At 48.8% G+C, this 25,492-nt stretch carries 21 protein-coding genes; 12 read left to right on the top strand and 9 right to left on the bottom strand.

Going from position 1 to position 25,492, the window contains the following annotated elements; translation table 11 throughout:
- Positions 1-70: 70 nt before the first annotated feature.
- Positions 71-1,012, bottom strand: a complete 942-nt coding sequence (locus tag DW949_RS06935) for a ParB/RepB/Spo0J family partition protein (protein WP_233539525.1) — start codon at positions 1,010-1,012, stop codon at positions 71-73.
- Positions 1,002-1,778, bottom strand: a complete 777-nt coding sequence (locus DW949_RS06940) for a ParA family protein (protein WP_118022513.1) — start codon at positions 1,776-1,778, stop codon at positions 1,002-1,004. The genes DW949_RS06935 and DW949_RS06940 overlap by 11 nt, the downstream gene beginning before the upstream one ends.
- A 196-nt stretch (positions 1,779-1,974) precedes the next feature.
- Between DW949_RS06940 and DW949_RS06945 the strand changes: the two genes are divergently transcribed.
- A complete protein-coding gene (locus DW949_RS06945; protein ID WP_118022514.1) occupies positions 1,975-2,631 on the top strand; it encodes a hypothetical protein in 657 nt (218 codons plus the stop codon).
- Between the two features lie 155 nt (positions 2,632-2,786).
- Here the strand turns inward: DW949_RS06945 and DW949_RS06950 are convergent, their stop codons facing one another.
- Positions 2,787-4,070, bottom strand: a complete 1,284-nt coding sequence (locus DW949_RS06950; RefSeq protein WP_118022515.1) for an adenylosuccinate synthase — start codon at positions 4,068-4,070, stop codon at positions 2,787-2,789.
- A 259-nt stretch (positions 4,071-4,329) separates the two neighbouring features.
- Here DW949_RS06950 and DW949_RS06955 point away from each other — a divergent pair, with 259 nt between their 5' ends.
- The 6 genes from DW949_RS06955 (at position 4,330) to DW949_RS06980 (ending at position 10,789) form a co-directional block, all read left to right on the top strand.
- On the top strand, positions 4,330-5,439 hold the full coding sequence (locus tag DW949_RS06955; protein WP_118022516.1) for an NADH:flavin oxidoreductase: 1,110 nt from the start codon (positions 4,330-4,332) through the stop codon (positions 5,437-5,439).
- 85 nt (positions 5,440-5,524) lie between these two features.
- Positions 5,525-6,259 (top strand): hypothetical protein, encoded by a 735-nt coding sequence (locus DW949_RS06960; RefSeq protein WP_118022517.1) that lies wholly within the window; start codon positions 5,525-5,527, stop codon positions 6,257-6,259.
- A complete protein-coding gene (locus tag DW949_RS06965; RefSeq protein WP_118022518.1) occupies positions 6,252-6,677 on the top strand; it encodes a GerW family sporulation protein in 426 nt (141 codons plus the stop codon). The genes DW949_RS06960 and DW949_RS06965 overlap by 8 nt, the downstream gene beginning before the upstream one ends.
- A gap of 118 nt (positions 6,678-6,795) precedes the next feature.
- Positions 6,796-7,224: an OmpH family outer membrane protein gene (locus tag DW949_RS06970; RefSeq protein WP_118022519.1), complete on the top strand. Its 429-nt coding sequence runs from the start codon at positions 6,796-6,798 to the stop codon at positions 7,222-7,224.
- 378 nt (positions 7,225-7,602) lie between these two features.
- On the top strand, positions 7,603-7,905 hold the full coding sequence (locus tag DW949_RS06975; protein ID WP_118022563.1) for a metal-sensing transcriptional repressor: 303 nt from the start codon (positions 7,603-7,605) through the stop codon (positions 7,903-7,905).
- Positions 7,906-7,915: 10 nt separating this feature from the next.
- Complete coding sequence (locus DW949_RS06980; protein ID WP_118022520.1) at positions 7,916-10,789, top strand: heavy metal translocating P-type ATPase; 2,874 nt, start codon at positions 7,916-7,918, stop codon at positions 10,787-10,789.
- 137 nt (positions 10,790-10,926) lie between these two features.
- On the opposite strand, the gene DW949_RS06985 is transcribed toward DW949_RS06980, so the two are convergent.
- The 4 genes from DW949_RS06985 to DW949_RS07000 all read right to left on the bottom strand — a co-directional run bounded on the left by DW949_RS06985 (position 10,927) and on the right by DW949_RS07000 (position 13,934).
- Positions 10,927-11,205, bottom strand: a complete 279-nt coding sequence (locus DW949_RS06985) for a DUF1294 domain-containing protein (RefSeq protein WP_118022521.1) — start codon at positions 11,203-11,205, stop codon at positions 10,927-10,929.
- 110 nt (positions 11,206-11,315) lie between these two features.
- The gene (locus tag DW949_RS06990) at positions 11,316-12,419 is read right to left on the bottom strand and encodes a cell wall metabolism sensor histidine kinase WalK (protein WP_118022522.1); all 1,104 of its coding nucleotides are present in this window, start codon (positions 12,417-12,419) and stop codon (positions 11,316-11,318) included.
- Positions 12,412-13,113, bottom strand: coding sequence for a response regulator transcription factor (locus tag DW949_RS06995; protein ID WP_118022523.1), 702 nt, complete (start codon positions 13,111-13,113; stop codon positions 12,412-12,414). The genes DW949_RS06990 and DW949_RS06995 overlap by 8 nt, the downstream gene beginning before the upstream one ends.
- 155 nt (positions 13,114-13,268) lie before the next feature.
- Complete coding sequence (locus DW949_RS07000) at positions 13,269-13,934, bottom strand: DUF6803 family protein (RefSeq protein WP_233539526.1); 666 nt, start codon at positions 13,932-13,934, stop codon at positions 13,269-13,271.
- Positions 13,935-14,242: 308 nt separating this feature from the next.
- Here DW949_RS07000 and DW949_RS07005 point away from each other — a divergent pair, with 308 nt between their 5' ends.
- The 3 genes from DW949_RS07005 to DW949_RS07015 all read left to right on the top strand — a co-directional run bounded on the left by DW949_RS07005 (position 14,243) and on the right by DW949_RS07015 (position 18,215).
- Entirely contained in the window at positions 14,243-15,349 is a 1,107-nt protein-coding gene (locus tag DW949_RS07005; RefSeq protein ID WP_118022524.1) for a histidinol-phosphate transaminase, read from the top strand.
- A 60-nt stretch (positions 15,350-15,409) separates the two neighbouring features.
- Positions 15,410-16,555: a hypothetical protein gene (locus tag DW949_RS07010; RefSeq protein WP_233539527.1), complete on the top strand. Its 1,146-nt coding sequence runs from the start codon at positions 15,410-15,412 to the stop codon at positions 16,553-16,555.
- Positions 16,556-16,808: 253 nt separating this feature from the next.
- Entirely contained in the window at positions 16,809-18,215 is a 1,407-nt protein-coding gene (locus DW949_RS07015; RefSeq protein ID WP_118022526.1) for a sodium:solute symporter family protein, read from the top strand.
- Between the two features lie 83 nt (positions 18,216-18,298).
- On the opposite strand, the gene DW949_RS07020 is transcribed toward DW949_RS07015, so the two are convergent.
- Together DW949_RS07020 and DW949_RS07025 are read right to left on the bottom strand one after the other, a co-directional pair.
- On the bottom strand, positions 18,299-19,105 hold the full coding sequence (locus DW949_RS07020; protein ID WP_118022527.1) for a basic amino acid ABC transporter substrate-binding protein: 807 nt from the start codon (positions 19,103-19,105) through the stop codon (positions 18,299-18,301).
- 221 nt (positions 19,106-19,326) lie between these two features.
- The gene (locus tag DW949_RS07025; protein WP_118022528.1) at positions 19,327-20,580 is read right to left on the bottom strand and encodes an NADP-dependent malic enzyme; all 1,254 of its coding nucleotides are present in this window, start codon (positions 20,578-20,580) and stop codon (positions 19,327-19,329) included.
- A 160-nt stretch (positions 20,581-20,740) separates the two neighbouring features.
- Here DW949_RS07025 and DW949_RS07030 point away from each other — a divergent pair, with 160 nt between their 5' ends.
- Positions 20,741-21,697, top strand: coding sequence for a LysR family transcriptional regulator (locus tag DW949_RS07030; protein ID WP_118022529.1), 957 nt, complete (start codon positions 20,741-20,743; stop codon positions 21,695-21,697).
- Between the two features lie 192 nt (positions 21,698-21,889).
- Complete coding sequence (gene nifJ / locus DW949_RS07035) at positions 21,890-25,423, top strand: pyruvate:ferredoxin (flavodoxin) oxidoreductase (protein ID WP_118022530.1); 3,534 nt, start codon at positions 21,890-21,892, stop codon at positions 25,421-25,423.
- The last annotated feature ends 69 nt before the right edge of the window (positions 25,424-25,492 follow it).

Consider the following 25,492-nt stretch of genomic DNA (forward strand, 5'->3'; position numbering starts at 1 on the left):
TTCAAAAAAAGTCTGTACCTTATATTACACAAAAGAACTCTAAAAAACAACCGGTTTCCAGGATTTTTTTCTAAACTGTAAAAGAAGATGGCGTTTCCGTGCCATCTCCGGTCTTTTCTTCTGTCAAAAGAGCCAGGAGCCGCTCGAATTCGGCTTCTGACGCTACGGAGATTTCAATTTTCCCCTTCTGCCTCTTCCGGTTGAACCGGATGGAAACATTGGTCCCCAGGTGCATTTTAATCCGGTCCTGCATGGCTTCCAGATAGGCATCGGGTTCTTTCTGTTCCTTATCCGTACCCCCCTGCAGCATGCGGGCAACGAGGGCCTCACATTGCCGCGCCGATAATCCCTGGCGGATAATCTGACCGGCCGCTGCCAGCTGCCGGTCTTTGTCCGGAAGCTGGAGGAGAGGACGGGCCTGCCCCATAGATAGCGTCCCGTCTCGCAGGAACTGGTGGATTTCGTCAGGCAGTTTCAGCAGACGCAGCATATTGGCTACGTGCGGACGGCTTTTCCCTACTTTCTGCGCCGCTTCTTCCTGAGTCAGCCCAAAAGTGTGGATCAGCATGTCATATGCCGCCGCTTCTTCCATGACATTCAGATTCTCCCGCTGCAGGTTTTCGATGAGGGAGACTTCGGCTGCCGCATCGGGCGTATACTCCCGTACCAGTGCCGGAATCGTTTTCAGACCAGCCATTCTGGCCGCCCGCAGCCGCCGTTCCCCGGCTACCAGTTCGTAGGTGCCATCGGGCTTCTTCTGCACGACCAGCGGCTGAATCAGGCCATACTGGCGGATAGAAGAAGCCAGTTCTTCCAATGCCGCCTTGTCGAACTCCCGCCGTGCCTGACGGGGATTCGGTACAATCGCCGTAATATCCAGTTCGGCCGGCATAGTGCCATCACCGGATGCCGCCTTATCTATTTCATCTATCTTTTTTTCTTTTAATCCCAGTGCCTGAAGCCGGCTTCCCAGAATGGCATTGCTGCCAAGTCCCTTTTTCTTAACCGACACGGCGAATCACCTCTCTGGCTAATTTTCGATACACTTCAGCTCCACGGGAATGAGGATCGTACACGGTAATAGGCTCCCCATGGCTCGGCGCTTCTCCCAGTCGCACATTGCGCGGGATAATCGTGCGGAACACCTGGCCGCTGAAATACTTTTTCACTTCTTCGGCAACCTGCAGGGACAGATTCGTACGTCCATCGAACATGGTGAGCAGCAGGCCCAGCAGGCGCAGACTGCTGTTCATATTATCCCGTACCATCTCAACGGTCTGCATCAGCTGGGCCAGACCTTCCAGTGCATAAAACTCACACTGCACAGGAATCAGTACGTGATCCGATGCCACCAGGGCATTGATGGTCAGGAGTCCCAGGGAAGGCGGACAATCGATGAGCACGAAATCATAAGGCTTCTTCGCCGCTTCCAATAAGGCCGTCAGGGACTGCTTCAGTACCTGTTCCCGCTTATCCATATTGACTAATTCTACGGCTGCCCCGGCTACATCCATGGTCGCCGGAATGACGGATAATTTTTTTACTGCCGTCTTCTGCAGTACCTGTTCCATCGGTACGCCGTCAATCAGGCAGTCATATAAGTTGCCCGAAAGGCTCTCTTTATCGATACCCAGGCCGCTCGTCGCATTGCCCTGGGGGTCCAGATCCACCAACAAGGTACGCTTGCCGCAGTCTGCCAGACAGGCGCTCAGATTGATGCTGGTCGTCGTCTTGCCCACGCCGCCTTTCTGGTTTGTTACGGCAATAATATGAGCCAACGCAGTCACCTCATTTCTAAATTTAAGTCTATATATTAGTATACCTTGCTATGATTATTTTAGCAAATATTTCATGCTCATCAAAAAGGCCCATCCCCGCCTTTCTGTACCTTTTGCTAGCCACAGGAAGAAAAACTTGCTATAATGGAACAAAAAGTCAGGATTATCACCGATAATCCGGGAAAAGAGGATATCTATGCCTGTATATAAAGGAAATCTGAAACATATCGATGCCAATAATGTACTCACCCTGGCAGGTCAGCGCGCTGTTGACGATGCGACACCGGAACTTGCGGAAGAAGTCTGCCAGACCGTCGTACGCCTGGCCCAGCCGGTCAGCGTATTTTATCAGTTCTTTTACGACAAAGATACGCACACATTTTTATGTAATGATCCGTTCGTCATCGAAGGAGAAACGGTCCGCAATTATCTGGAAAATACAGAAGTCGCCATCATCATGGCCGTCACCCTCGGGAAAGAAGTAGAAGATGCCTGTGACGAATTGTTCATGCAGAAAAATTTCACCAAGGGAATTCTCATGGATTCTGCCATTTCCATCGCAACGGAACAGATGGTAGGACAATTATGCGGATATATCGACACCCTCGGCGCGCCGGAAGGTTATAAAATTCTGTGGCGCATCACGCCGGGACACAGCGATACGCCGCAGAAGCAGGAAGTCACGCTGGTGCAGGCCCTGCAGGCTGCCCAGATTGGCATTTCTGTTACGCCGACCAATATGCTCGTACCGCGCAAAGCCGTCACGGCCATCGTCGGCATGAACCATGTCGGTGGAGAAGGGGGCTGCAGCCCGTCCGGTTGTGCCAGCTGCTCCCATAACTGCCATGAATAATCCTGGTACGTCATACCTCTGAAAACTAAAAACGGAACGCTCAAAAAGAGGCTGTCTTCATGGATAGCCTCTTTTTCCTGCCCATAAACGAAAAGCAGGCCCCGTGAGCAGGGCCCGCTTTTCGTTTATCGTTATGGTGAAAACCCAAAATAGCGTTAGAAAATCGGCTGAAGGATAATCGTCTGGCTGCGGTTCGGACCGACTGAGACGATACCCAGAGGTACGCCGACGAGTTCACTGATGCGTTCTACATACTTGCGTGCCGCTTCCGGCAATGCATCATAGGTCTTGCAGGCGGAAATATCCGTCTTCCATCCCGGCATGTCTTCATATACCGGTTCGACCTGTTCCAGCACTTCCAGACTGGCCGGATATTCCGGCAGGAGCTGGCCATTGTACCGGTAACCGGTACAAATTTTTATCGTATCCAGGTCATCGAGGATATCCAGGCGGGTAATAGCCAGATAATCCAGGCTGTTCAGCATGGCTGCATATTTGACAACAGCCGTATCCAGCCAGCCGCAGCGGCGCGGACGGCCCGTTACTGTGCCGAATTCATGACCTGTATTGCGCAGATATTCCCCAACTTCATTATTCTGTTCCGCCGGGAAGGGGCCGGCTCCGACACGGGTCGTATAGGCTTTGACGACGCCCACGATATTTTCCATGCGGCGCGGGCCGACACCAGAGCCTGTGCAGGCACCGCCAGCTGTCGGATTGGAGCTGGTGCAGAACGGGTACGTGCCATGATCGATATCGAGCATCGTTGCCTGGGCACCTTCAAACAGCACTTTTTTGCCTTCATTGACATATACGTTGGCAGAATAGTTTGTATCTTTTACATAGGGACGGATGCGTTCGGCATATCCAAGGTATTCCTGATAAATCGTATCGAAGTCAAAACCCTGGCAGCCATAATAGGTTTCAAAAAGGCGGTTCTTCAATTTCAGATTGACACGCAGTTTTTTTGCAAAAATATCCTTGTCCATCAAATCGCCGATGCGGATGCCGACACGATTGATCTTATCAGCATAGCAGGGGCCGATACCATTTTTCGTCGTGCCGATTTTGGCATCTCCCTTGAGCTTTTCATCTTCTTCATCGATGCGGATATGGTACGGCATAATCACATGGGCCCGCGTGGAAATTTCCAGCTTGCTGACCTTGACTCCCTTTTCTTTCATGCCATCCAGTTCCTGGAGGAGAACTTCCGGGTTTACTACGACGCCACTGCCGATGATGCACGTCTTATCAGAGAACAAGATCCCTGATGGCAGAAGGCGCAGCGCGAAGGCCTTGTCATCTACCACGACAGTATGACCGGCGTTATTCCCGCCCTGGGAGCGGATAACTACATCGGCCTTCTGTGCCAGATAATCAACAATCTTGCCCTTACCTTCATCACCCCACTGGGTGCCTAATACCATTGCTGTTGCCATTGCTTCAACATCCCTTCGTGAATTAGAGATTAAGAAAACAGGATACCGTATGCATGCTCCCGTTTTCCAACGTACGTGTATATTATACACGAATTTAATTAAAATTCCTATCATATTCAAAGAAAAAGCGTACCTGTTTCAAAAGAGCCAGCCAGGATATCCCTAGCCACGTTCCCTATTTTAGTTTATAATAATCAATTATATGGCAGTAATAGTTCCATATAATTGATTACTATAGAATATACAAGGAGAGATTTTCATGTTATTTGATGCGTGTACCATAGGCGGCATTCATGCAGCCTGCCGTATTGTCCGGTCTGCAACGTTTGAAGGTATGGCTGATGCAGAAGGACGTCCGACAGATAAGCTCTGCCACATGTATGAGGCACTGGCAGAAGGAGGAACAGGTATCATCATTACCGGTATGATAGCCGCTTCCAGACTGGAACCGCACCAGCATCACCAGATACTGCTCGATGACGATAGTTGTATTGCTCCTCTGATGGCCGTTACCCAGGCAGTCCATGACAAAGGCGGGAAGATCATCGCCCAGATTGTCCTCATGGGTTCGGCTATCATGGTGCCGGAAGGGGAGAACCGTATCATTGTCAGCCCCAGTGGCATTCCCGATAAAATCGGTCGTGCGCAGCAGGAATCCCAGGCACTTACGATTGAGCAGATCCAGCGTCTCATCGATGATGCAGGCCAGGCAGCGCTGCGCGCCCGCAAGGCCGGATTTGACGGTGTACAGTTCCATGGGGCCCACGGATATCTGGCCAGTAAATTCCTGACTCCCTACTATAACCAGCGCAGCGACGAATATGGCGGCGACCTCATGGGACGCGCCCGTTTCCTCCGTCAATGCATTGCGTCCATCAAAAAAACGGCCGGCAGCGATTTCCCTGTATGGGTCAAATTAAACTGTGCCGATTTCATGAAAGAAGGCGGTATGACTGCAGAAGAAAGCTTGCAGGTCATGCATTGGCTGGCCGACGACGGTATATCTGCCATTGAAATCAGCGGCGGCAATACGTCATCCCTGCCCCGCAAAGGCCCGATCCGCGCAATCCGCCGCACGAAGGAACCCATGTACTTTGCCCCGTACGCAGAAAAAGCCGCCAGAGAACTGCAGGGACAGACCGATGTGGGTGTCGTCGGCGGCTGGAGAAGTGCCTCTGAAATGGAAGAATTCCTTGATGCCGTTCCGGTATCGTTTATATCCATGTGCCGCCCGCTCCTTCGTCAGCCGGATCTGCCAAACCGGTGGCGCAGTGGTGATACAGAACCGGCAACCTGTATTTCCTGCAGCCGCTGCTTCGGCGATACTGATGTAGACTGTATTTTCCATAAGACAGGAGAAGAAGCATAAGGGAAAAAGGAAATTCCTGAACTGCGGCGAATACTCTTTAGTATAACAAGGAATACCGGCAACTGCCGGGGAAGGGGAGAACAACATGCTGATACTGATAAGCCTGCTGGCATTCATCGCTATGCTGTGTTCCCTCTTTCTCTTTCTGCCCTTCACCTATAGTCTGAACCTGGATATCCGGTCCCCCTTTCACGTGCAGGCTGTACTCTCCTTTCTGAATCACGGCCTGTATTATGAATGGGATTACACATTCGGTCAGAAACCCAGGAAAATCTGCTATACAGGCTGGCATGAAAAAATGGCAGTCCGTCAGGAACAGCCGCCCGGCAATGCTCCCGTCCAATCTGCGCCGGAACCGGAAAGCCTGGAAGATGACGATACGCTGTCAGAAGAAATGCTCCGCAAAGCCCTGCATGATCCACAGGTACCGGAATCAGAAGATTCCTCTGCCGCATCAGACACATTCTGGTGGAAGGACTATGTGTTGTCTGAAGAATTTCTTTCTTCCTGCCTGTCTTTCTTCCTGCGCCTGCTGCATCACAGCCGTATCCGCACACTGCAGACAACAGGGACGCTGGGCCTTCCCCAGCCGCATCAGACAGGCATGGTGGCCGGTTTTCTCTATATGCTCCTGCCAGAAGCTGCACAAGATCTGCAATTTGATTTTCTGGAAGAAGTCTACGATTGCCACATCCGGATTGCCGGCCGCATCTATCCCGGTGTCATCGCACTATACGCCCTTTCGTTTATCGTTTCCCGGCCAGTCCGCCGTCTGCTCTGGGCGGCACGTCAGCACAGAAAGGAACTCGCTCATGGATAAAAATTATATAAAAAATAATTTAGAAACAATCTTTGAAAATTTCCAGAATATGATCAAAGTAGAAACGGTCGTCGGCCAGGCTGTACATATCGGCGATACGATTCTCGTTCCTTTTGTAGATATCACCTTTGGCTTCGGTACAGGAGGCGTAAACGGCAAAGAAGAAACAGGCCGCCAGAGTGGCGGTGGCGGCGGCAGTGCTAAAATGGAACCAACAGCCGTCCTGGTCATCAAAGGGGACAGAGTAGAGATGTTTTCCATAAAAAAAGGCGGATACCAGGCCTCTGCTTTTGAAAAACTGCTGACCATGGCCCCGGAAATCATCGACAAGCTGAAAAAGGATAAATACATCTATATCAAAGACGAAGATGAAACTGTGGATGTATCAGAACCGATCCAGCCCGATGCAAAACCTTAAATATTTTGTGAATTATAATCACAGTATGGTCACAACCGTTGTACTTTCCGTTCTATTCTGATATAATATCTAAACAGACAGTAACCCTATTATTTTTAAAATTCAGGAGGATTATATAATGAAATTAAGAAAACAACTGGCTTCCCTCGCCGTAGTAGGGATGATGAGCGTTGTCGCTGCTTCTTCCGCTTTTGCTGCCGGTGTTGGCTATGTCAATTTTGATACCCTCGTCCAATCTCATAAAGATTTCCCGAAAGTAAGCGCCCAGATGCAGTCTGCCATCAAAAACGCCAATCAGGAATTCGCTAAAAAAGCCCCGACTCTGAAAACAGATCAGGAAAAACAGGAATTAGGCCGTCAGCTCGCCCAGAATCTGAGCAAACTGGAAAACAGCCTCATCGTTCCCATTGAAAAAGATGTCGTCAATAAAGTTGAACAGGTCCGCAAAGATAAGAACCTGGACTGCATCGTAGCTCAGGGTGCCATCATCGCCGGTGCCGATAAAGCTACGGACGAAACACAGGAAGTTGCCAAACTTCTCAAATAATTTAGCATAGAGGTAAAAGACCGTGCATGAAGGTTTCCACCATCGTGTACGGTCTTTTTTGCTTGTAACAGCCGGTCATCAAAAGCGCCTTTTTAAGGCGTTTTTATTTTGCTTTTTATAGTATTTGTCGCAAAAACGTCTTTCCTCTGTTATATCGCCGTTTACGCTAATTTTTCTGCATTTATATTTTTCTGCATTTATATTATTTTGTTATTAAAAATTGTCATTCTATATTTTTTGAAAAAAATTCTTGTTTACTCTTGACATATACCCCTCATCGGTATATGATACTTTCAGATACCCGGCAGGGGTATCTGGGAGGATGATACGATGGAAGAGAAAAAGCAACTGACGGAAATGACAGAAAACCAGCCTGCAATGTGCTGCTGTGCCGGTCCCAAACATAAATACCGTGATAAAAACAGTAAAGAATACAAAAGCCTCATTTCCCGCCTCAACCGCATCGAAGGCCAGGTACGCGGTGTCCGCAATATGGTTGAAGCCGACCGCTACTGCGTCGATATCCTGATGCAGGTCAGCGCAATCCAGTCGGCACTGAATTCATTCAATAAGGAATTACTGGCCCAGCATATCAAAAGCTGTGTCGTCCACGATATCCGTGAAGGAAAAGATGAAGTCGTCGATGAACTCGTCTGTATGCTGCAAAAATTAATGAAGTAGGTGATATGAAATGAAACATGAAAAATATGCCATTACTGGTATGAGCTGCTCTGCCTGCTCCAGCCGGGTCGAAAAGGCCGTTTCCAAACTGGACGGCATGAAAAAAGCCAGCGTCAATTTACTGACCAATAGCATGCAGGTCGATTATGATGAAGGAACACTCTCCAGCCAGGATATCATTCAGGCCGTCATAGATGCCGGATACGGGGCAACCCTTTCGGGGGAAAACAAAAAGGCCACAGCTGCTTCAGAACCCAGCCCTTCTGATCTGGCAAAAAAAGATATGAAGGCCATGAAACACCGACTGATCTGGTCTATCCTGTTCCTGATTCCCGTCATGTACATCGCCATGCACCACATGCTCCTGGAATGGTTCGGCATTCCTGTACCGGAAGCATTCCAGGCGGTATTCCACGGCGATGAAAATGCCATTACCTTTGCCTTTATCCAGTTCCTGCTCATACTGCCCATTATGTATCTAAACCGGAAGTATTATATCAACGGCTTCCGGACGCTGTTCCAGGGAGCACCGAATATGGATACCCTCGTCGGCATGGGATCTATGGCTGCAGCGGTATATGGAGTCTTTGCCATTTTCCGCATGAGCTGGGGCATGGGACATGGGGACTGGGCCCTCGTTTCCCAGTACAGTACCAATCTCTATTTTGAATCAGCCGGTATGATCGTCACCCTTATCGACATCGGAAAATACCTGGAAGCCCGGGCCAAGGGCAAAACCAGTACGGCCATTGAAAAATTAATGGACCTGGCCCCCAAGCAGGCAACGGTGCTCCGCGATGGTAAAGAAACGGTCATTCCCGTAGAAGAACTTGCCGTAGGCGATGAAATGGTCATCCGTCCGGGAGAAAGCATTCCTGCCGATGGCATCATTTCCGAAGGATCGACCAGTATCGATGAAGCCGCTATTACAGGAGAAAGCATTCCCGTAGAAAAACAGCAGGGTGATTCGGTCACGTCAGCTACGATTAACAAAACAGGATTTATCCACGTCAGAGCCAGCCGTGTCGGAGCAGATACGACAATCAGCCAGATTATTAAATTGGTAGACGAAGCCAGTGCCAGCAAGGCACCTATTGCCAAAATGGCTGATAAAATTTCCGGGATTTTCGTTCCCGTCGTCATGACCATCGCCGTTATCACAGGTCTGGTCTGGTATTTCCTGCTCGGTGCCGATGCAGAATTTGCCTTCTCTACAGCCATTTCTGTTCTTGTCATTTCCTGCCCCTGCGCACTAGGGCTGGCAACACCGGTCGCTATCATGGTGGGTACCGGAAAAGGAGCCGAAAACGGTATCCTCATCAAATCCGGTGAAGCTCTGGAAACAGCTCATGCCATTGATACCGTCGTCATGGACAAAACCGGTACGATTACAGAAGGCCGCCCCCGTGTAACCGATATATGGGTCCGGAAGGGAACAGAAGATCAGCTGCTTACACTGGCTGCCAGCATGGAACAGGGGAGCGAACATCCTCTGGCAGAAGCTATTATGAATTACGCCAGAGACCATCATATGGTTCCTCATGCCGTAACAAACTTTAAGGCTATTTTTGGCCGCGGCATTGAAGCTGTGTACAATGGCCAGACCTATTATGCCGGTAATACCCGTCTCATGGAAGAAAAAGGAATTTCTTCTGATGCCATTCAGCAACGGCTGAATGAACTGGCTGACGCCGGAAAGACACCGCTCATCTTTGCAGATGCCAAAGAAATCATCGGCATCATTGCCGCGGCTGATATGGAAAAAGCAAGCAGTGCCGAAGCGATTTCGCTCTTTGGTAAAATGGGAATCGACGTGGTCATGCTGACCGGGGATAATCAGCGCACAGCCGAAGCAATCCGCAAGCGTCTACATATCCCACAAGTCATTGCCGGAGTCCTGCCACAGGATAAAGAACGCCATATTGCAGCCCTTCAGGCCCAGGGACATAAAGTGGCTATGATTGGTGACGGCATCAATGATGCACCGGCACTGGCCAAAGCAGATCTGGGAATTGCCATCGGCGCCGGCACAGACGTAGCTATTGAAAGCGCCGATGCCGTACTCATGCGCAATGATCTCCTTGATGCCGTAAGTGCCGTCCGCCTCAGCAAAGCCGTTATCCGTAACATCAAAGAAAATCTGTTCTGGGCATTCTTCTACAACGCTATCTGCATCCCGCTGGCAGCTGGTGTCCTGTACCCGGCCTTTGGCATCCGTCTCAATCCGATGATTGGCGCCGCTGCCATGAGTCTTTCCAGCTTCAGTGTCTGCATGAACGCCCTGCGCCTGCGCTTTTTCAAACCCGATCATCAAAGCCACCATGTTTCACGTGAAACATTACAATCAGAACCCACCCACACTGTCTCAGCAGCTACAACCGATGCGGTTACAACACAGCCAGCAGCGCCCGCAGAAATCGCGGAAGCAAGTGATCAGACAGCACCAGTTGCAGCCCATCAGTATCAATTGACGATTGACGGAATGATGTGCCAGCACTGCGTCCGCACCGTTACGAAAGCACTGGAATCTCTGTCCGGTGTTACGGCGGTACATGTCGATCTCGACAGTAAAGGTGCTACCGTCGCCAGTTCATCTGTCATCCCGGCCGATGACTTTAAAAAAGTCATTACGACTGCAGGATATACATTACTTTCAGAGAAAGAAGAGGAGTCCACTATGAAAACCACATTAAAAATTGAAGGCATGATGTGCCAGCATTGCCAGAAACACGTACAAGAAGCATTATCCGCTATGAACGGCGTCACTGCCGTCTCCGTAGATCTCGATGGCGGTAAGGCCGATGTAGAAGCCAGCCGTGACATTCCTACAGAAGAATTTGCAAAGGTAATTGCTGACGCCGGTTATAAATTGGTAACGGCCTGATAGATACTACGGAGTCAGTCAGGTCATATTGCGAAAAGAGCAGACCGAAATAACAAACGGACCTGCTGTGAGAACGTATCTATACATATCTCACGGCAGGTCCGTTTTGCCCTATACGCATAAGGACACCAGTCTAATCAGAATATGCCCAGGCGGACACAAATTGCAAATTGTACGGCATACAGAGCGAGGATCCCGTATTTAAATTTAGGCCGGTCTTTTTTATACGTAAAGATATAAATAGCAAAAAAAGCTCCCATGGATCCGCCCAATACGGCCAGGACGAGCAGAAACCATTCTGGAATACGTGAAGCACCGCCGTCCTGAAAGCGTTTTTCCAGGCCAAACAGGGCAAAGGTCAGGATATTTAACAAAAACAGGTACCAATACACAACAGTCAGATTAATATTCAACATACAGGTTCTCCTTTCTCTGGGCCGCACGTTCTTATTACACCTATTGTAACATAAAAAGAAAGGACGCTGAACTATGTTTCACGTGAAACATAGTTCAGCGTCCTTTTTCGTTATAAAACGGGGAAACAAATCGTAAAAATCGTACCTTTTCCTTCTATACTCCGGACCCGGATGGTCCCACCCTGACTGATGACATACTGCCGTGCCAAAGCCAGCCCGATTCCGGAACCACCACTCTTGCGGTTTCGCGATGGATCTGCCCGGTAGAAATATTCAAAAATATGGGGGACATCACGGCGGCTGATTCCCGGACCGGAATCAGCAATGGAGATTTCAACGCGCTGTCTGATATCAGTCGTGCGCAGACGGGAATGGACCAGTACCGATGATTCCGGAGATACATAGCGCAAAGCATTATTCAGGAGATTGTAAATGACCTGATTCATCCGGTCCCTGTCCAGCGAAAGAAGGGGGATCCCATCATCCATGGAAAGGCGGACATGCAATTGTTTTTCTTCAAAAAGCGGTTCCAGCATACTCACGGCTTGTCGAAGAAGGTCATTAACCTGTAAGGGCTGAGAGTGGAGTTCCAGTTCATTGATTTCCGCCAAAGACAAATCCCGCAGATTCTGGACGAGACGGCTCACGCGCAGAACTTCGTCTTCCAGTGACAAAAAGGTCTTTTTATCAGCAGGGATGACATTGTCAATCATACCTTCCAGATTTCCCTGAATAATAGCCAGCGGTGTCCGGAGTTCATGGGCTATACTGGCAAAGAGATGGCGGCGCATCGTGTCATTATACTGTAATTTCTGGGACATGGCATTAAACGACTGAGCCAGAAGGCCTACTTCATCCTGCCGGTCTACCAGTACAGTTTCCCCGAAGGATCCGGCCTCGATATGGCGTACCGCTTCGGTCAGATCCTGCAAAGACTGGACAAACCGGCGGATTACGGCCCAGCTGATGAATACACTGAGCAGAATCATAACAGCTCCGACCCAGAGGAGAGACCTGTGGACGGAAGAAACGTAAATTTCCTCTGCCATGCCATGCATAGCCATTCCCATCTCCATAGAATGATTGTAGAGATAATGGGAAAAATGAGTATCCATCTGATAATTTACCAGAAAGAGGAGGATGCCTATGGTCATAATGAACAAGAAAAAAATAATCCCTGTCAGCCGGAAAACCAGACTATGATACTTAGTCATATTCAGTCCCTCCAAATTTATATCCGATGCCATACACGGTCAATATATATTCCGGATGGGCTGCATCCCGTTCCAGCTTCTTCCTGAGATTCCGGATATGGGTATCAATGGTCCGTTCATATCCCTCAAAACTGTACCCGCCCTGGGCACGCTCCATGAGCTGCATGCGACTGAAAACACGGCCAGGAGAAGAGGCCAGCACCTCCAGCAGATTAAATTCTGTCGGAGTAAGAGATACTGCCTTCCCGTCACGGGTAACGGTAAATTTCTCCTTATCAATAACCAGATCTCCCCGTATAAGCTGTGACGACTGCTGCACGACTTCTCCCCGGGCCCGTCGCAGCAAGGCATGAGCACGGGCCATCAGTTCTTTTACGTTAAAGGGTTTGGTCACATAATCGTCGGCGCCGATATTCAATCCGACAAGACGGTCCGTTTCATCGTCTCTGGCCGTCAAAAAAATAATAGGAATATCATTGGTCTGACGGACGCGACGACAGACCTCAAATCCATCCATATCAGGCATCATCAAATCGAGGATCAAAAGCTGCGGCTCATAACGCCGGAGCATATCCAGCGCCTGACGGCCTGTTTCCGCTGTGTATACCAGACACTGATCCTGTTCAAAATAAGAGCGGAGCACATTCAGTAATTTTTCATCATCGTCAGCAATGAGAATAGAATATGGGAGCACACAGGCACCTCCTATCAATACCAGTTTTACCCTTATTGTACATCAAAATAATAAGAGGGAAAACTATCCGGTATCGATCTCATCAAAATATAAAGACAAAAATGCTCCCCATACATCGGCCGTACGAGGAAGCATTTAAACTGTATCATGGACTTTTATTTGTTATTGTTCATCTGATCGTGCATTTGTTCATGATTCATCTGACTATGATCCATCTGATTGTGATTCATGTTGTTTTGATTCATATTATTCTGGTTCATCTGTCCCTGCTGCATAGCGCCCTGATTCGTCATCTGATGATTCATCTGGGAATGATCCATGCTGCCCTGCTGCATATTCATCGTATTCATTGGCGGCTGATATCCTGCCAGCTGGGGATCGGCCATGCCAAATACCATGGCCAGATGAGTAAACAACACGAACAGGACCATAAGCACAATATGACGTTTGATTTTCATGGTGCTGTCCAGCTTCTTGTAGATAATGCCCAGTTCCTGGAGCAGAATCAATACGGCAGGAATAATCGCCAGTACGTAGGACCAGATAGAAATGTAATCTATGGGGCCGCGCCATTCAATAGTCGGGACATAGCATGCCACAATGTAAACCGTGGCGCAGATAAAGAAAATGCCAAGAATCAATCCACAAACATGGCTGAGAGAATCCCATTTAGCACTGCGTTCATCTTTATACAACAAAGAAAATGCACCTGATGCCAGAATCGTTTCTGCCAGTACCATCGGGACCAGCATGAATAAAATTAAAAACCAGGGCTGATGCAGAGACAGCAGCTCCATATAGTGAGTCATTACCATAGTCATACCTTATTCCTCCTTTTGAATATATCCATACTATACACGATAAATATAGAGAACCCGTGCAGAAACTATGAAGAAAATGTGAAGATAGAAAAAGTTCTCATTATAGTTGTTTCACGTGAAACAATTGCCTGTATTTGCAAAAAACGTGCAGGAACCTTGCTATATTGAGACAGCGCTACACTGCCGGAATCCCTTTACAAACCTGCACCGTCACGGTAGAATAGTGGTATTATAGGCTGATAATACGTATCAGAAGACATATTGCCAGCTTTGTAATATATCTATTATTATTAATGTGAGGTGATAGTATGCATTACCATATTCGTCACGCCCTGGAACATGTGACCGTATACAGTTATTTAAAGGATGAAGGCACCTCTATGGAAAAGGACATTATTGACTGCTCGCTGGGAGTCAATCCCTGCGGTGTCACGCCGACCCTGTCAAAAGAAGCCTATGCCGATACGTTCGACCTGATTCATTCATATCCGGCCCATCCATTTACGGAAACACGCCGTGCCATCTGCCAGTATTTTTCAGATATTGCCAATCTGGATGTATCCCAGGTATCCATGCAGAGCGGATCCATGAGCGCTTTATGCCGCATCAACAGTATTTTCCTCGAAGAAGGCACTACTGTCGTAGCACCGCTGCCGTGTTTTTCATCGTATACGTCCAACGCCCGTTCCTGTGGTGCCGATATCGTATCTGTCCCGCTGAAAGAAGAAGAACGATTCGCCTTTGATACAGACCGCTATATTGCAGCACTGAAACCGGGCCAGCGGCTTGCCTATATCGATAATCCCAACAACCCGACAGGACAGGCACTGCCTCTGTCCGAAATCCGCCGGATTCTCGATGCGGCCCTGGAAAAGGAAATCGTCGTCGTCATCGACGAAGCCTACGGTGATTTTCTTGATAAAGATGAGTCAGCCGTCTCACTCATCAACGAGTATGACAACCTGGTCATTGCCCGTACCTTTTCCAAAGGCTTTGGTCTGGGAGCACTCCGTGCCGGTTATATCGTTCTACCCAAACCCATGGTCCCGGTCCTGGCCAAAGACCCTGGCGAAATGACCATCACGACACCGGCAGACAAAATGATTCCCATCGTTCTTAAAGATCCGGGTTTCTTAAAAACATCGCGGGAAATCATTGCCAGAAATAAAAAAGCGCTCATAGACAGCCTGCACGTCCTGCATGTTTCAGAAACCCGCTCCGATGTACCTATCGGTCTGTATTATACGGATACCGATACGGATCTGGGAGCGCTCTTCTGGAAACACGGTATCCGCGTCGAATACGGCGTCGATTTCGAAGGAATCGGAAAACGCCACGTCCGGCTGCGCGTCCCCGATGACGTAAAACCGCTACTTGCACGCATTGCCGCTATTGAACGCGAACTCCGGGCATAGAGTGGGGAATATCTGTGCCAGGAATTTGTCCAACTTTATATGAAACAGGGGGAAAACACATTGGATATCAATAAGACAGGCAAGACAAGTTTGAAAAACATTATTATTTTTGCTGGTGCCTATTGTGCATTCATGATAGGTTCCGGCTATGCTACAGGGCAGGAAGTCCTGCAGTTTTTTGGTGCTTATGGGCCGGACGGATTTATCGGCGCAGCCATCAGCATGGTGATTTTTGCGTTTTTCGGCGGTGCCCTGATGCAAAAAGGCTATGACCTGAAGTTGAAATATCACACCCAGGCTTTTCGTTATTATTGTGGAAAATATGTAGGAACTATCTTAGAATGGGTGACCGTCCTTTTCCTGTTTTCTGTCGTATCTATCATGATTGCCGGGACGGGGGCCATTGCTTCTGAATTCGTAGGTATACCCGCCGATGCCGGCCGTGTCTTCATGGCTGTGCTCTGCGTCCTTACGGTCATGCTGGGACTGATGAAGCTGGCTGATATCATCGGTGCTATCGGACCTGTGATCATCCTCTTTACACTGGGCATCGGCCTCATGACACTCATCAGTTTCCATGGCGGCTGGGCACAGAACTGGGAAGTCCTGTATGATCTGCGCGCTACTAAATCCTGGTGGTTTGCCAAATACGCCTTTCTGGATTCAGCCTGGTTCAGCGGCGTACTCTATGCATCGTGCATGGTATTCGGCTCTATCCCGTTCCTGACCGGACTGGGCGGCAAGGCCAATAACCGCAAAGAAGCATTTCTCGGCGGCTTTTGCGGTGGTGTCGCCCTGATGCTGGCCGGCGGCCTCATGACAGCCGCCATGCTGTGCTTCCCGGAACAAGTCGCCAAACTGCAGGTACCGAATCTGTTCCTGGCACAGCAGTTCGCACCGGCTCTGGCAGCCGTCTTTTCCGTTATCCTGCTTTTGGGGATTTACAGTACAGGTGCTCCCATGTTCTGGGTCGTCATCAACAAACTGGAACAGTGGCTTCCCAATAAAACCGCCAAGATGGCCGTCTCCGTCATCCTGGGCATCGTTGCCTTTTTCGGTGCACAGATTGGTTTCGGCAAGCTCATTGGCTTCCTGTATCCGCTTCTGGGGCAGATTGGTATCATCATGATCATCATCGTCTTCATCAAAGTATATTTCATGAAAGACAAAGAAATTGACCTGGAACGGGAAGATTCAGACAATTAACTGACTATATCCATAGCACCATAAAACGGGCCCATCCTGTGACTATCTGATGGTCATAGGATGGGCCCGTTTTATGTCACTTCTGAGTTTTTCCGACAGCAGCTGTTAAATATATATTCAATATAACAAACTCTTTCACCCTGATGAATTGATTTTTCAACTTTTTTCCCATACAATAAATCCATATACTACATAAATGCCGGCAGCCATAGGGGGAAGCGGTACTGCCAGGCAGGAAAGAGGGGAGTTTTTCATGTCTATTCAGCTCAGTATCGTCATTTTGTATATCCTGCTATTGTTTGGTATTTCTTTATATGTAAAACGCCGGGCCGGACAGAATCCGACAGAATACCTGTTTGCCGGCCGTAAGTTTTCTGCAGGGCTCGTCGCTGTCAGTATCACCGGTATGGCCGTCGGGGCTGCTTCCACAGTAGGTGTCGCCGAAAGCGCCACAAAGATCGGGTTGTCAGCCGGCTGGTATAATGGAGCCTGGGCCATTGGCGCCATCATCATGGGAATCGTCGCCGCCGGCCGATACCGGTCACTAGACTGCACAACCATCCCGGAGCTGTTCGAACGGTGTTATGATAAAAAAGCACGTGTCATCAGTGTCATCGGCCTGTCCCTGATCATGATATGCATTACGTCTCTCCAGTATGTCGCCGGTGGCTCTATCCTGCACGCGCTCATGCCGGATATCTTTTCTCTTCATGGCGGGATGATTACCAGCGCCGTCGTCTTTATCGGCATCACGGCTATAGGAGGTCTCTGGTCCAGCGGCCTTTCCAATGTGCTCAGTGTCGCCATTATTTATATCGGCATTGTGTATTCCATGATACGCATTCTCCTGCGGGACGGTGGGATAGCCGGTATCAATGACGCACTGCCGCCATCTGATTTTAACTGGTTCAGTCCTTTCGATGGCCTGTCTCTGGCCGTACTCCTGGGCTGGATCATTGTCATGACCACTCAGGCCATTACCGCCCAGGGACCTGTCCAGATTGCCTGTGGCGCAAAAAATGCCTCAGCAGCCCGTAAAGGATTTATCCTGGGTGGCCTGCTCATTTTTCCCATCGGCTTCCTGTCCGCCGTTCTGGGACTGGCCGCCAAAGCCCAGTTCCCGGATCTGAATCCTACCATGGCTCTGCCACAGATCATCATGAGTCTGGACCCGTTTTCCTCTGGGATGACCCTGGCTGCACTCTGGGCTGCCGACGTATCAACAGCCTGCACCATCCTGCTCGGCGCCGGCACTCTCGTAGCACAGGATATTTACAAACGGTTTTTCAATCCGTCCATCTCTGAAAAAGGCTATGTCCGGGCCAACCGCCTTATCATCCTGATTATCGGGGCTGGAACACTCTGGCTGGCCTTCAATGCCGTCGGCATCGTCAAAGTCATGCTCATCGGCTTGTCGCTCACGACGGCTTTTACGCTGGTTTTTCTGGCCACCATGTTTTGCCCGTCTCTGTGCCGGAAAAACACCGCCTTCGCCACTACTCTGGTAGGTATTATCGGATTATTCCTGTGGCAGCTGTTCCCACAGATCCGTTTTCTGCCTCACGTCATTTACTTTGAATGGCTCATCTGCCTGATTACCTTTTTCATGGTACGTCTGACCGATAAGACACCGGTCCGGACACCGGAAATAAAAAAATAATAGCTCACCGTCAAAAAAAGAACCTGCCGCGTGAAGAACCCTTTACAGTTCTCCCCACGGCAGGTTCCTGCTATATCAGCATCTTATTTCAGAGCGTCTTCACCGGATTTCGGCAGGTCCGGCATATCGGTATTAAACCATTTTTTATACAATTTCTGGAATTCACCTTTTTCTTTTAGTTTCGCCATAGCATCATTGACCTGGTTCATCAATTCTGTATCCTTCTTATTGAAGGCAAAAGCCAGATATTCCGATTTTGTATTGGGAATATCGATGACTTTGAATTTGCCTTTTCCATCCTGGGTGAGGAAATAATCTGCGACGGGCTTATCGAGGATGGCTGCCGGCGATCCGCCAACCTGCAATTCCATAATGACATCGGAATTATTGTCAAACTGTTTGACCGTATATCCCTGGTTTTCCGCATATTGAGCACCGGTCGTACCAATCTGGACAGCGACCTGTTTACCTGCAATGGCATCTGCCGAATCGATACCGCTGTCATTCGGCGTCAGGACAACTAATTTGGATTCATAGAAAGGAGCGGAGAAATTGACCTTCTGGGCCCGTTCCTTCGTCACGGTCATACCGGCGGCGGCAATATCCATATCTCCCTGCTGCAGGATAGGAATGATGCCTGAAAACGCAATATTATTGATTTCTACATCTCTGCCCATTTCTTTGGCAATAGCCCGTAGCAGGTCCATTTCAAACCCCTGATATTCTTTAGACTGATCGTTTTCTTTGAATTCAAAGGGGACAAAGGTAGCATTCGTCGCAACGCGGAGCGGTTTCTTTGCGTCATCTTTCTTTTCGCTTCCACATCCTGCCAGTACAGATACGGCCAGGATACCTGCCAGACAGGCCGTCATCATCGTTTTCCATTTCATGGTATATCCCTCCATAGGCGAATAAAAATTTGTAATTATTTTGATATTATACATATTTTTACGGAAAATGTAAATAGTTTATACAAAATATCCGCATAAAAAAAGAACCGTCGTATTCTAACTCTATTTCTTATTCCTATATATACAGGAAAAATCAGAAAGACAGCTCTTTTTTTATTGCATTATTATTTTATATTGGCAACTACGGATACAAACACACCTTAACCGTGCAGCTTGTCAATCATGTCATGCAGTGCTGCAATCTGTTCTGCCGCTTCATGACGGATATCTTCGGGGTCGCGCTGGATACGGGCCGAACCAGTTTCCATGGCGGCTTTGGCAACTGCAGCGGCTACAGCCGGGGCAACGCGCTGGTCAAAGGCATCGGGAATGACATATTCATCATTCAGTTCGTCATCACTGATCAAGCCGGCAATAGCATAGGCAGCAGCCACTTTCATGTCTTCATTGATATGACGTGCCCGTACGGCCAGTGCGCCACGGAATATACCAGGAAATACGAGGACGTTATTGATCTGGTTCGGTGAATCGGACCGGCCGGTTCCGACAACACGGGCACCAGCAGCCTTTGCCGATGCATAATCCGTTTCCGGAATAGGATTGGCCATGGCAAAGACGATGGCATCGTGATTCATGGACTGGATGATTTCTTTCGTAAAGATATGAGGAGCCGATACGCCGAGGAGCATGTCAGCCCCTTTTACGACATCGGCCAGTGTCCCCTGTACTTTATCCCGGTTTGTCACGGCAGCCAGTTCTGCCTGGACCGGATTGAGTCCGTCCATACCTTCGTAGAGAGCACCGCAGCGGTCTACCATGGTTACATTCTGTGCACCTGCCCGGACGAGGAGCCGGCCGATGGAAGCACCGGCTGCACCGGCACCGTTAATGACGATTTTGGCCGTTTTCATGTCTTTTCCAACGCAACGGAAGGCTCCGACAGCGCCGGACAGGGCAGCAATAGCTGTACCATGCTGATCATCGTGGAATACGGGGATGTCCATTTCTTTTTTCAATGTATTTTCAATTTCATAGCATTTCGGTGACGCAATATCTTCCAGATTGATTCCGGCAAAGGATGGCTGGAGCAGCTTGACCGTTTCAATAAATTTCTTCGGGTCTTTCGTATCCAGGCAGATAGGAACAGCGTTGACACCGCCGAATACCTTGAACAGGACCGATTTTCCTTCCATGACCGGCATAGCCGCTTCCGGTCCGATATCGCCAAGGCCGAGGACACGGGTACCATCGGATACGACGGCTATCATATTGCCACGGCAGGTCAGATCAAAGGAGAGGTCCTTATCTTTGACGATTTCCCGGCACGGCTGGGCTACCCCCGGCGTATACAGTGTGCTCAGGTCATTGCGGGTCTTTAAAACGGCACGGGGGATAGTTTCAATAATGCCTTTTCTGCCACGGCGCACCTTCATTGCTGCTTCATCAAAATTCATGACATTCACCTCATCGTATGAAAAATACCACTTATTTTTATATGTACCTTGTTCTATGTACATGCTTATCTTATAATGGATTTATCCATAAGTCAAAGTCTTTTGAAATTATAGAATTTATAATATATAACTTATATTACATCAAAACGGGGAATACACGATGCATACCAGTTCAAGGGAATGGGAATATATCACGAAACTGGCCGAAACGGGCAGTTTTTCAGCGGCTGCGGAAAAATTATTTATTTCCCAGCCCTCACTGAGCCAGTTTATCCGGCGGATTGAAAAACAGATGGGTACACCACTGTTCGAACGCCGTGGAAGTGGTGTCATCCTGACAGAAGCAGGACGGATTTATCTCGCCGCGGAAGAAAAAGTGCGGGAAATCTACCGCGAACGGGACAGCCGTATCCAGGATCTGCAGCAGACCGTAAGCGGCACCGTACGCATCGGCAGCTCCTATTACCGCAGCGCCACCATTCTGGCCGCCGTATTCCCGCTGCTGCACAAAACCCATCCTCATATCCGCATCCAGCTGTCGGAAGGAACGACGCGGGAACTGGAAGAAGATGCCCTCGAAGGCCGGACTGATTTCTCCATCGTACTCCATCCGTTTTTCCATGCCGGCCTCGCCTATGAAGAATTGTTCCGGGAAGAATTGCTCCTGGCTCTGCCGGAAGAACAGGCCCGGCACTATGAAAAAATAGCCCGCCCGGTCCCTTACTCCCAGTATCCTGCCTTTGATTACCATCTGCTGGGCAAAGAGCCATTCATTGTAATCAAGGAAGGGCAGAAACTGCGTCAGAACTTTTATGAATTTACCCGGAAAGCCGCTATTTCACCGCCTGTCGTCCTGGAATCCAACGATATGGTAACAGCCCTCACCCTGGCCTCTGTCGGCGTAGGAGCGACGATTATCCCGCAAGGCCGGTCCATATACAGCCGTCTGCCTGCCCAGCCCCGTTACTACACATTGCGCCAGTACACACCCGACTGGAACGTCGCCATCGCTTATAAAAAAGGACGGTATCTCTCCCAGGCGACCCGGTCCGTCATAGACATCATCCATCAGGAGTCCAGCCGGATCGCCCATGCCGGAAAGGGGATAGGGCAATAATAGCAATATGTCGTCATATTCTTAGGCTATGGCCTGCAATAAAATAAAAGTGTTATCTATGGCAAAATAATAACTGGTATAATACATCCTGTAAAGAATATGTGAAGTATTCATACAACCTGTGCACAGAATATAAAGTTTTAGATAGGCAATCTTTATTAATCATTCACAGATATACAGGAGGAATACCGTATGATTGAGCAAATCATTAAAACCGTAGATGGTAATGAAGCCGCAGCTGATATATCCTATGCTTTTACCGATGTCGCTGCCATTTATCCTATTACACCTTCTTCTACAATGGCAGAACATGTCGATACCTGGGCTGCCCATGGACGTAAAAATGTATGGGGGAAAAAAGTAAAGCTCGTAGAAATGCAATCAGAAGCCGGCGCAATCGGTGCTGTACACGGTGCTTCCGAAGCGGGCAGCCTTTGTTCATCCTATACAGCCTCCCAGGGGTTAATGCTGATGATTCCTGTCATGCATCGGCTGGCGGGCCAGTTAAAACCAGTCGTCCTGCACGTAGCTGCCCGGACAGTCGGCAGTAACGGAATTTCTATATGCGGGGATCATTCAGATGTCATGGGATGCCGCAATACGGGATGGGCCATGCTTTGCAGCGCCAGTGTACAGGAAGCTGCTGATCTGGCTGCTGTAGCACATCTTTCAACCATTAAAGGCCGTGTGCCCTTTCTCCATTTCTTCGATGGATTCCGTACCTCTCATGAAATCCAGAAAATTAAAGTGTTACCAGAATCAGTGCTGAAATCGCTCATCGATGAAAAGTCCTTATTCCAGTTCAAACACACCGGCCTGAATCCGGAACATCCAACAATGCACAGTCTCGGCATCAACGGGGACTTATTCTTTCAGAGCCGGGAAGCCAGCAACATCTGGTACAAGAACATGCCAGATATTGTACAGGAATATATGGACAAGATTTCTGCACTGACCGGCCGTTCTTATCATCTGTTCGACTATTACGGTGCTCCCGATGCGGAATTTATTACGATTGCTATGGGTTCGGTCACTGGCACGATTCAGGAAACAGTAGATGCTCTTAATGAACAAGGAATCAAAGCAGGATATATTCAAGTGCATCTGTACAGACCTTTCTCACTCCGTCATTTCCTGTCTGTACTTCCGGAAACAGCCAAAGCCATTACCGTCATGGACCGCACGAAAGAAGCCGGTGCTTTGGGAGAACCACTTTTTGAAGACGTATGCACAGCACTGCGCGATGCTGACAAAGATATTCCCACCTACGCCTGCCGGTATGGCATTTCCGGTAAAGATGTACCGCCTGCCTCTATTCATGCGGTATACCAGAATATGATCAGCGCTGCACCTAAACGTCATTTCACATTAGGCATTACGGATGATGTAACTCATTTATCCCTGCCGGATATCCCCATCGATGTTCATACGAAAAATACAGTCAACTGCAAATTCTGGGGCTTCGGCTCTGACGGTACGGTCGGTGCCAATAAGAACTCCATAAAAATCATCGGTGATAATACGGATATGTACGTTCAGGCATACTTTGAGTACGATGCAAAAAAATCCGGTGGTGTCACCAAATCCCATCTTCGTTTCGGTCACAGTCCCATCCGTTCGGCGTATTACATCAAACAGGCCGATTTCCTTGCCTGCCATAAACAGGCCTATATGAGCTCCTATGATATTGTCAGCGAAGTCAGGGATAACGGTATTTTTCTCCTGAACTGCAACTGGTCTGATGACGAACTGGATCGGGCTCTTTCCAATAATGTAAAACGCCAGATTGCACAAAAACATGTCCGTTTCTATACCATCGATGCCACCAAAATCGCCATTGAAATCGGACTCGGTGGCAGCCGTACCAACACGGTATTACAAGCGGCTTTCTTCAAATTATCCAATATCCTTCCTATAGATGATGCAGTCCGCTATATGAAAGAAGCTATCCAGAAGACTTATGGTGCCAAAGGGGAAAAAATCGTCTCCATGAACCAGGCCGCTGTTGACCGTGGTATTTCTGATATCCATGAAGTTTCTGTACCGGCAGCATGGGCTGATCTTCCTGCCGATGTTCCGCAGACGCAGGATGATCTTCCCGATTTCATCAAAAAAATCATCGTCCCTTGTAATGCCCAGAAAGGCGACGATGTACCGGTCAGTGAATTTCTTCCCTACGCGGATGGCTCTTTCCCTGTCGGATCGACACAATATGAAAAACGCGGCATTGCCGTCAGCGTTCCCAAATGGGATGCCACAAAATGTGTACAGTGCAATCGTTGTTCTCTTGTCTGCCCTCATGCCTGCATCCGCCCATATCTGATTGATAAAGAAGAAAAAATGGCAGCTCCGGAATCATTTGAAACGAAAAAAGCCATCGGTAAAAATCTGGACCGCTATGAATTCCGTATGCAGGTTTCACCACTGGACTGCTATGGCTGTGGAAGCTGTGCAAATATCTGTCCGGCAGAAGCGCTTTCGATGGAACCACTTGAAACGCAACGTGCGGAAAACGAGAACTGGAGTTACGCCCAGACACTTTCTGCAAAACAGACAGATGTTGATATGTTTTCCGTAAAAGGCAGCCAGTTCCAGCGTCCGCTCCTCGAATTTTCCGGTGCCTGTGCCGGCTGTGCCGAGACCAGTTACATGAAAGTCCTGACCCAGATATTTGGTCCCCGTATGCTCATCGCAAATGCGACAGGCTGTACTCAGGCCTGGGGCGCCATGATTCCCAGCTTGGCATACACGAAAAACAGCAAGGGTCATGGACCGGCCTGGTCCAATTCTCTCTTTGAAGATAATGCAGAATTTGGACTCGGCATGGTCCTTTCCACTCAACAGCAGCGGGAAGACCTCATATTGCACACTCATGAACTCCTCTCCCTGACTGATAATCAGGAAGTAAAGGATGCCGGAGAAAAATGGCTCGATTCTATCGGTACCGCTGATGAAGGAAATATCACTACGGAAGTAAGCAATGCCTATGCAAATGCACTGAGCCATGCAGAATTACAAGGCCGTGCCCGTGAACTGGGCGACTATATTCTGTCCCACAGAGAACATCTTACTAAAAAATCTATCTGGATGTATGGCGGCGACGGATGGGGATATGACATTGGCTATGGCGGTCTCGATCATGTACTGGCTATGGATATCGATATCAATGTCATGCTCGTCGATACAGAAGTGTATTCCAATACAGGTGGTCAGTCATCAAAAGCGACCCCTCTCGGTGCTGTCGCTCAATTTGCGGCTGCCGGCCGGCGGATAAACAAAAAAGATCTCGGCCGTATTTCCATGACCTATGGTCATATTTACGTCGCCCAGGTAGCCATGGGAGCCGATTCCAATCAACTCATGAAGGCCATCAAAGAAGCGGAAGCTTATAAAGGTCCCAGCCTGATCATCGCCTATGCGCCATGTATCAACCATGGACTCAAAAAAGGTATGGGAACCGCTCAGATTGAAATGAAGAAAGCCGTCGAATGCGGGTATTGGCATTTATACCGGTACAACCCGGATCTGAGAAAACAGGGCAAAAACCCGTTTACCCTGGATTCAAAGGAGCCAAAAGCCTCGTTCCGGGACTTCCTCATGGGAGAAAACCGGTACGCTTCTCTCGTCCGTACCTTCCCGGAAACGGCAGAAGAACTCTTCACACGGGCTGAAGAATTTTCAAAGGAAAAATATCAGATTTATAAGAAAATGGCTGAAGAACAGTAGTATATCCTGATTTGAAAGCAGCTTTCTCTCTGGAGAAATGCTGGAGAAAAAGCTGCTTTTAACACAATT

The sequence above is a fragment of the Megasphaera sp. AM44-1BH genome, from assembly GCF_003467125.1.
Taxonomy (GTDB): domain Bacteria; phylum Bacillota; class Negativicutes; order Veillonellales; family Megasphaeraceae; genus Megasphaera.

Bases quoted from the DNA above. Each gene is read 5' to 3' on its own strand.
- DW949_RS06945 (WP_118022514.1), top strand. From the start codon at position 1,975: ATGCCTGTATATAAAGGAAATCTGAAACATATCGATGCCAATAATGTA.
- DW949_RS06950 (WP_118022515.1), bottom strand. From the start codon at position 4,070: ATGGCAACAGCAATGGTATTAGGCACCCAGTGGGGTGATGAAGGTAAG.
- DW949_RS06955 (WP_118022516.1), top strand. From the start codon at position 4,330: ATGTTATTTGATGCGTGTACCATAGGCGGCATTCATGCAGCCTGCCGT.
- DW949_RS06960 (WP_118022517.1), top strand. From the start codon at position 5,525: ATGCTGATACTGATAAGCCTGCTGGCATTCATCGCTATGCTGTGTTCC.
- DW949_RS06965 (WP_118022518.1), top strand. From the start codon at position 6,252: ATGGATAAAAATTATATAAAAAATAATTTAGAAACAATCTTTGAAAAT.
- DW949_RS06970 (WP_118022519.1), top strand. From the start codon at position 6,796: ATGAAATTAAGAAAACAACTGGCTTCCCTCGCCGTAGTAGGGATGATG.
- DW949_RS06975 (WP_118022563.1), top strand. From the start codon at position 7,603: ATGTGCTGCTGTGCCGGTCCCAAACATAAATACCGTGATAAAAACAGT.
- DW949_RS06980 (WP_118022520.1), top strand. From the start codon at position 7,916: ATGAAACATGAAAAATATGCCATTACTGGTATGAGCTGCTCTGCCTGC.
- DW949_RS06985 (WP_118022521.1), bottom strand. From the start codon at position 11,205: ATGTTGAATATTAATCTGACTGTTGTGTATTGGTACCTGTTTTTGTTA.
- DW949_RS06990 (WP_118022522.1), bottom strand. From the start codon at position 12,419: ATGACTAAGTATCATAGTCTGGTTTTCCGGCTGACAGGGATTATTTTT.
- DW949_RS07000 (WP_233539526.1), bottom strand. From the start codon at position 13,934: ATGACTATGGTAATGACTCACTATATGGAGCTGCTGTCTCTGCATCAG.
- DW949_RS07005 (WP_118022524.1), top strand. From the start codon at position 14,243: ATGCATTACCATATTCGTCACGCCCTGGAACATGTGACCGTATACAGT.
- DW949_RS07015 (WP_118022526.1), top strand. From the start codon at position 16,809: ATGTCTATTCAGCTCAGTATCGTCATTTTGTATATCCTGCTATTGTTT.
- DW949_RS07020 (WP_118022527.1), bottom strand. From the start codon at position 19,105: ATGAAATGGAAAACGATGATGACGGCCTGTCTGGCAGGTATCCTGGCC.
- DW949_RS07025 (WP_118022528.1), bottom strand. From the start codon at position 20,580: ATGAATTTTGATGAAGCAGCAATGAAGGTGCGCCGTGGCAGAAAAGGC.
- DW949_RS07030 (WP_118022529.1), top strand. From the start codon at position 20,741: ATGCATACCAGTTCAAGGGAATGGGAATATATCACGAAACTGGCCGAA.
- nifJ (WP_118022530.1), top strand. From the start codon at position 21,890: ATGATTGAGCAAATCATTAAAACCGTAGATGGTAATGAAGCCGCAGCT.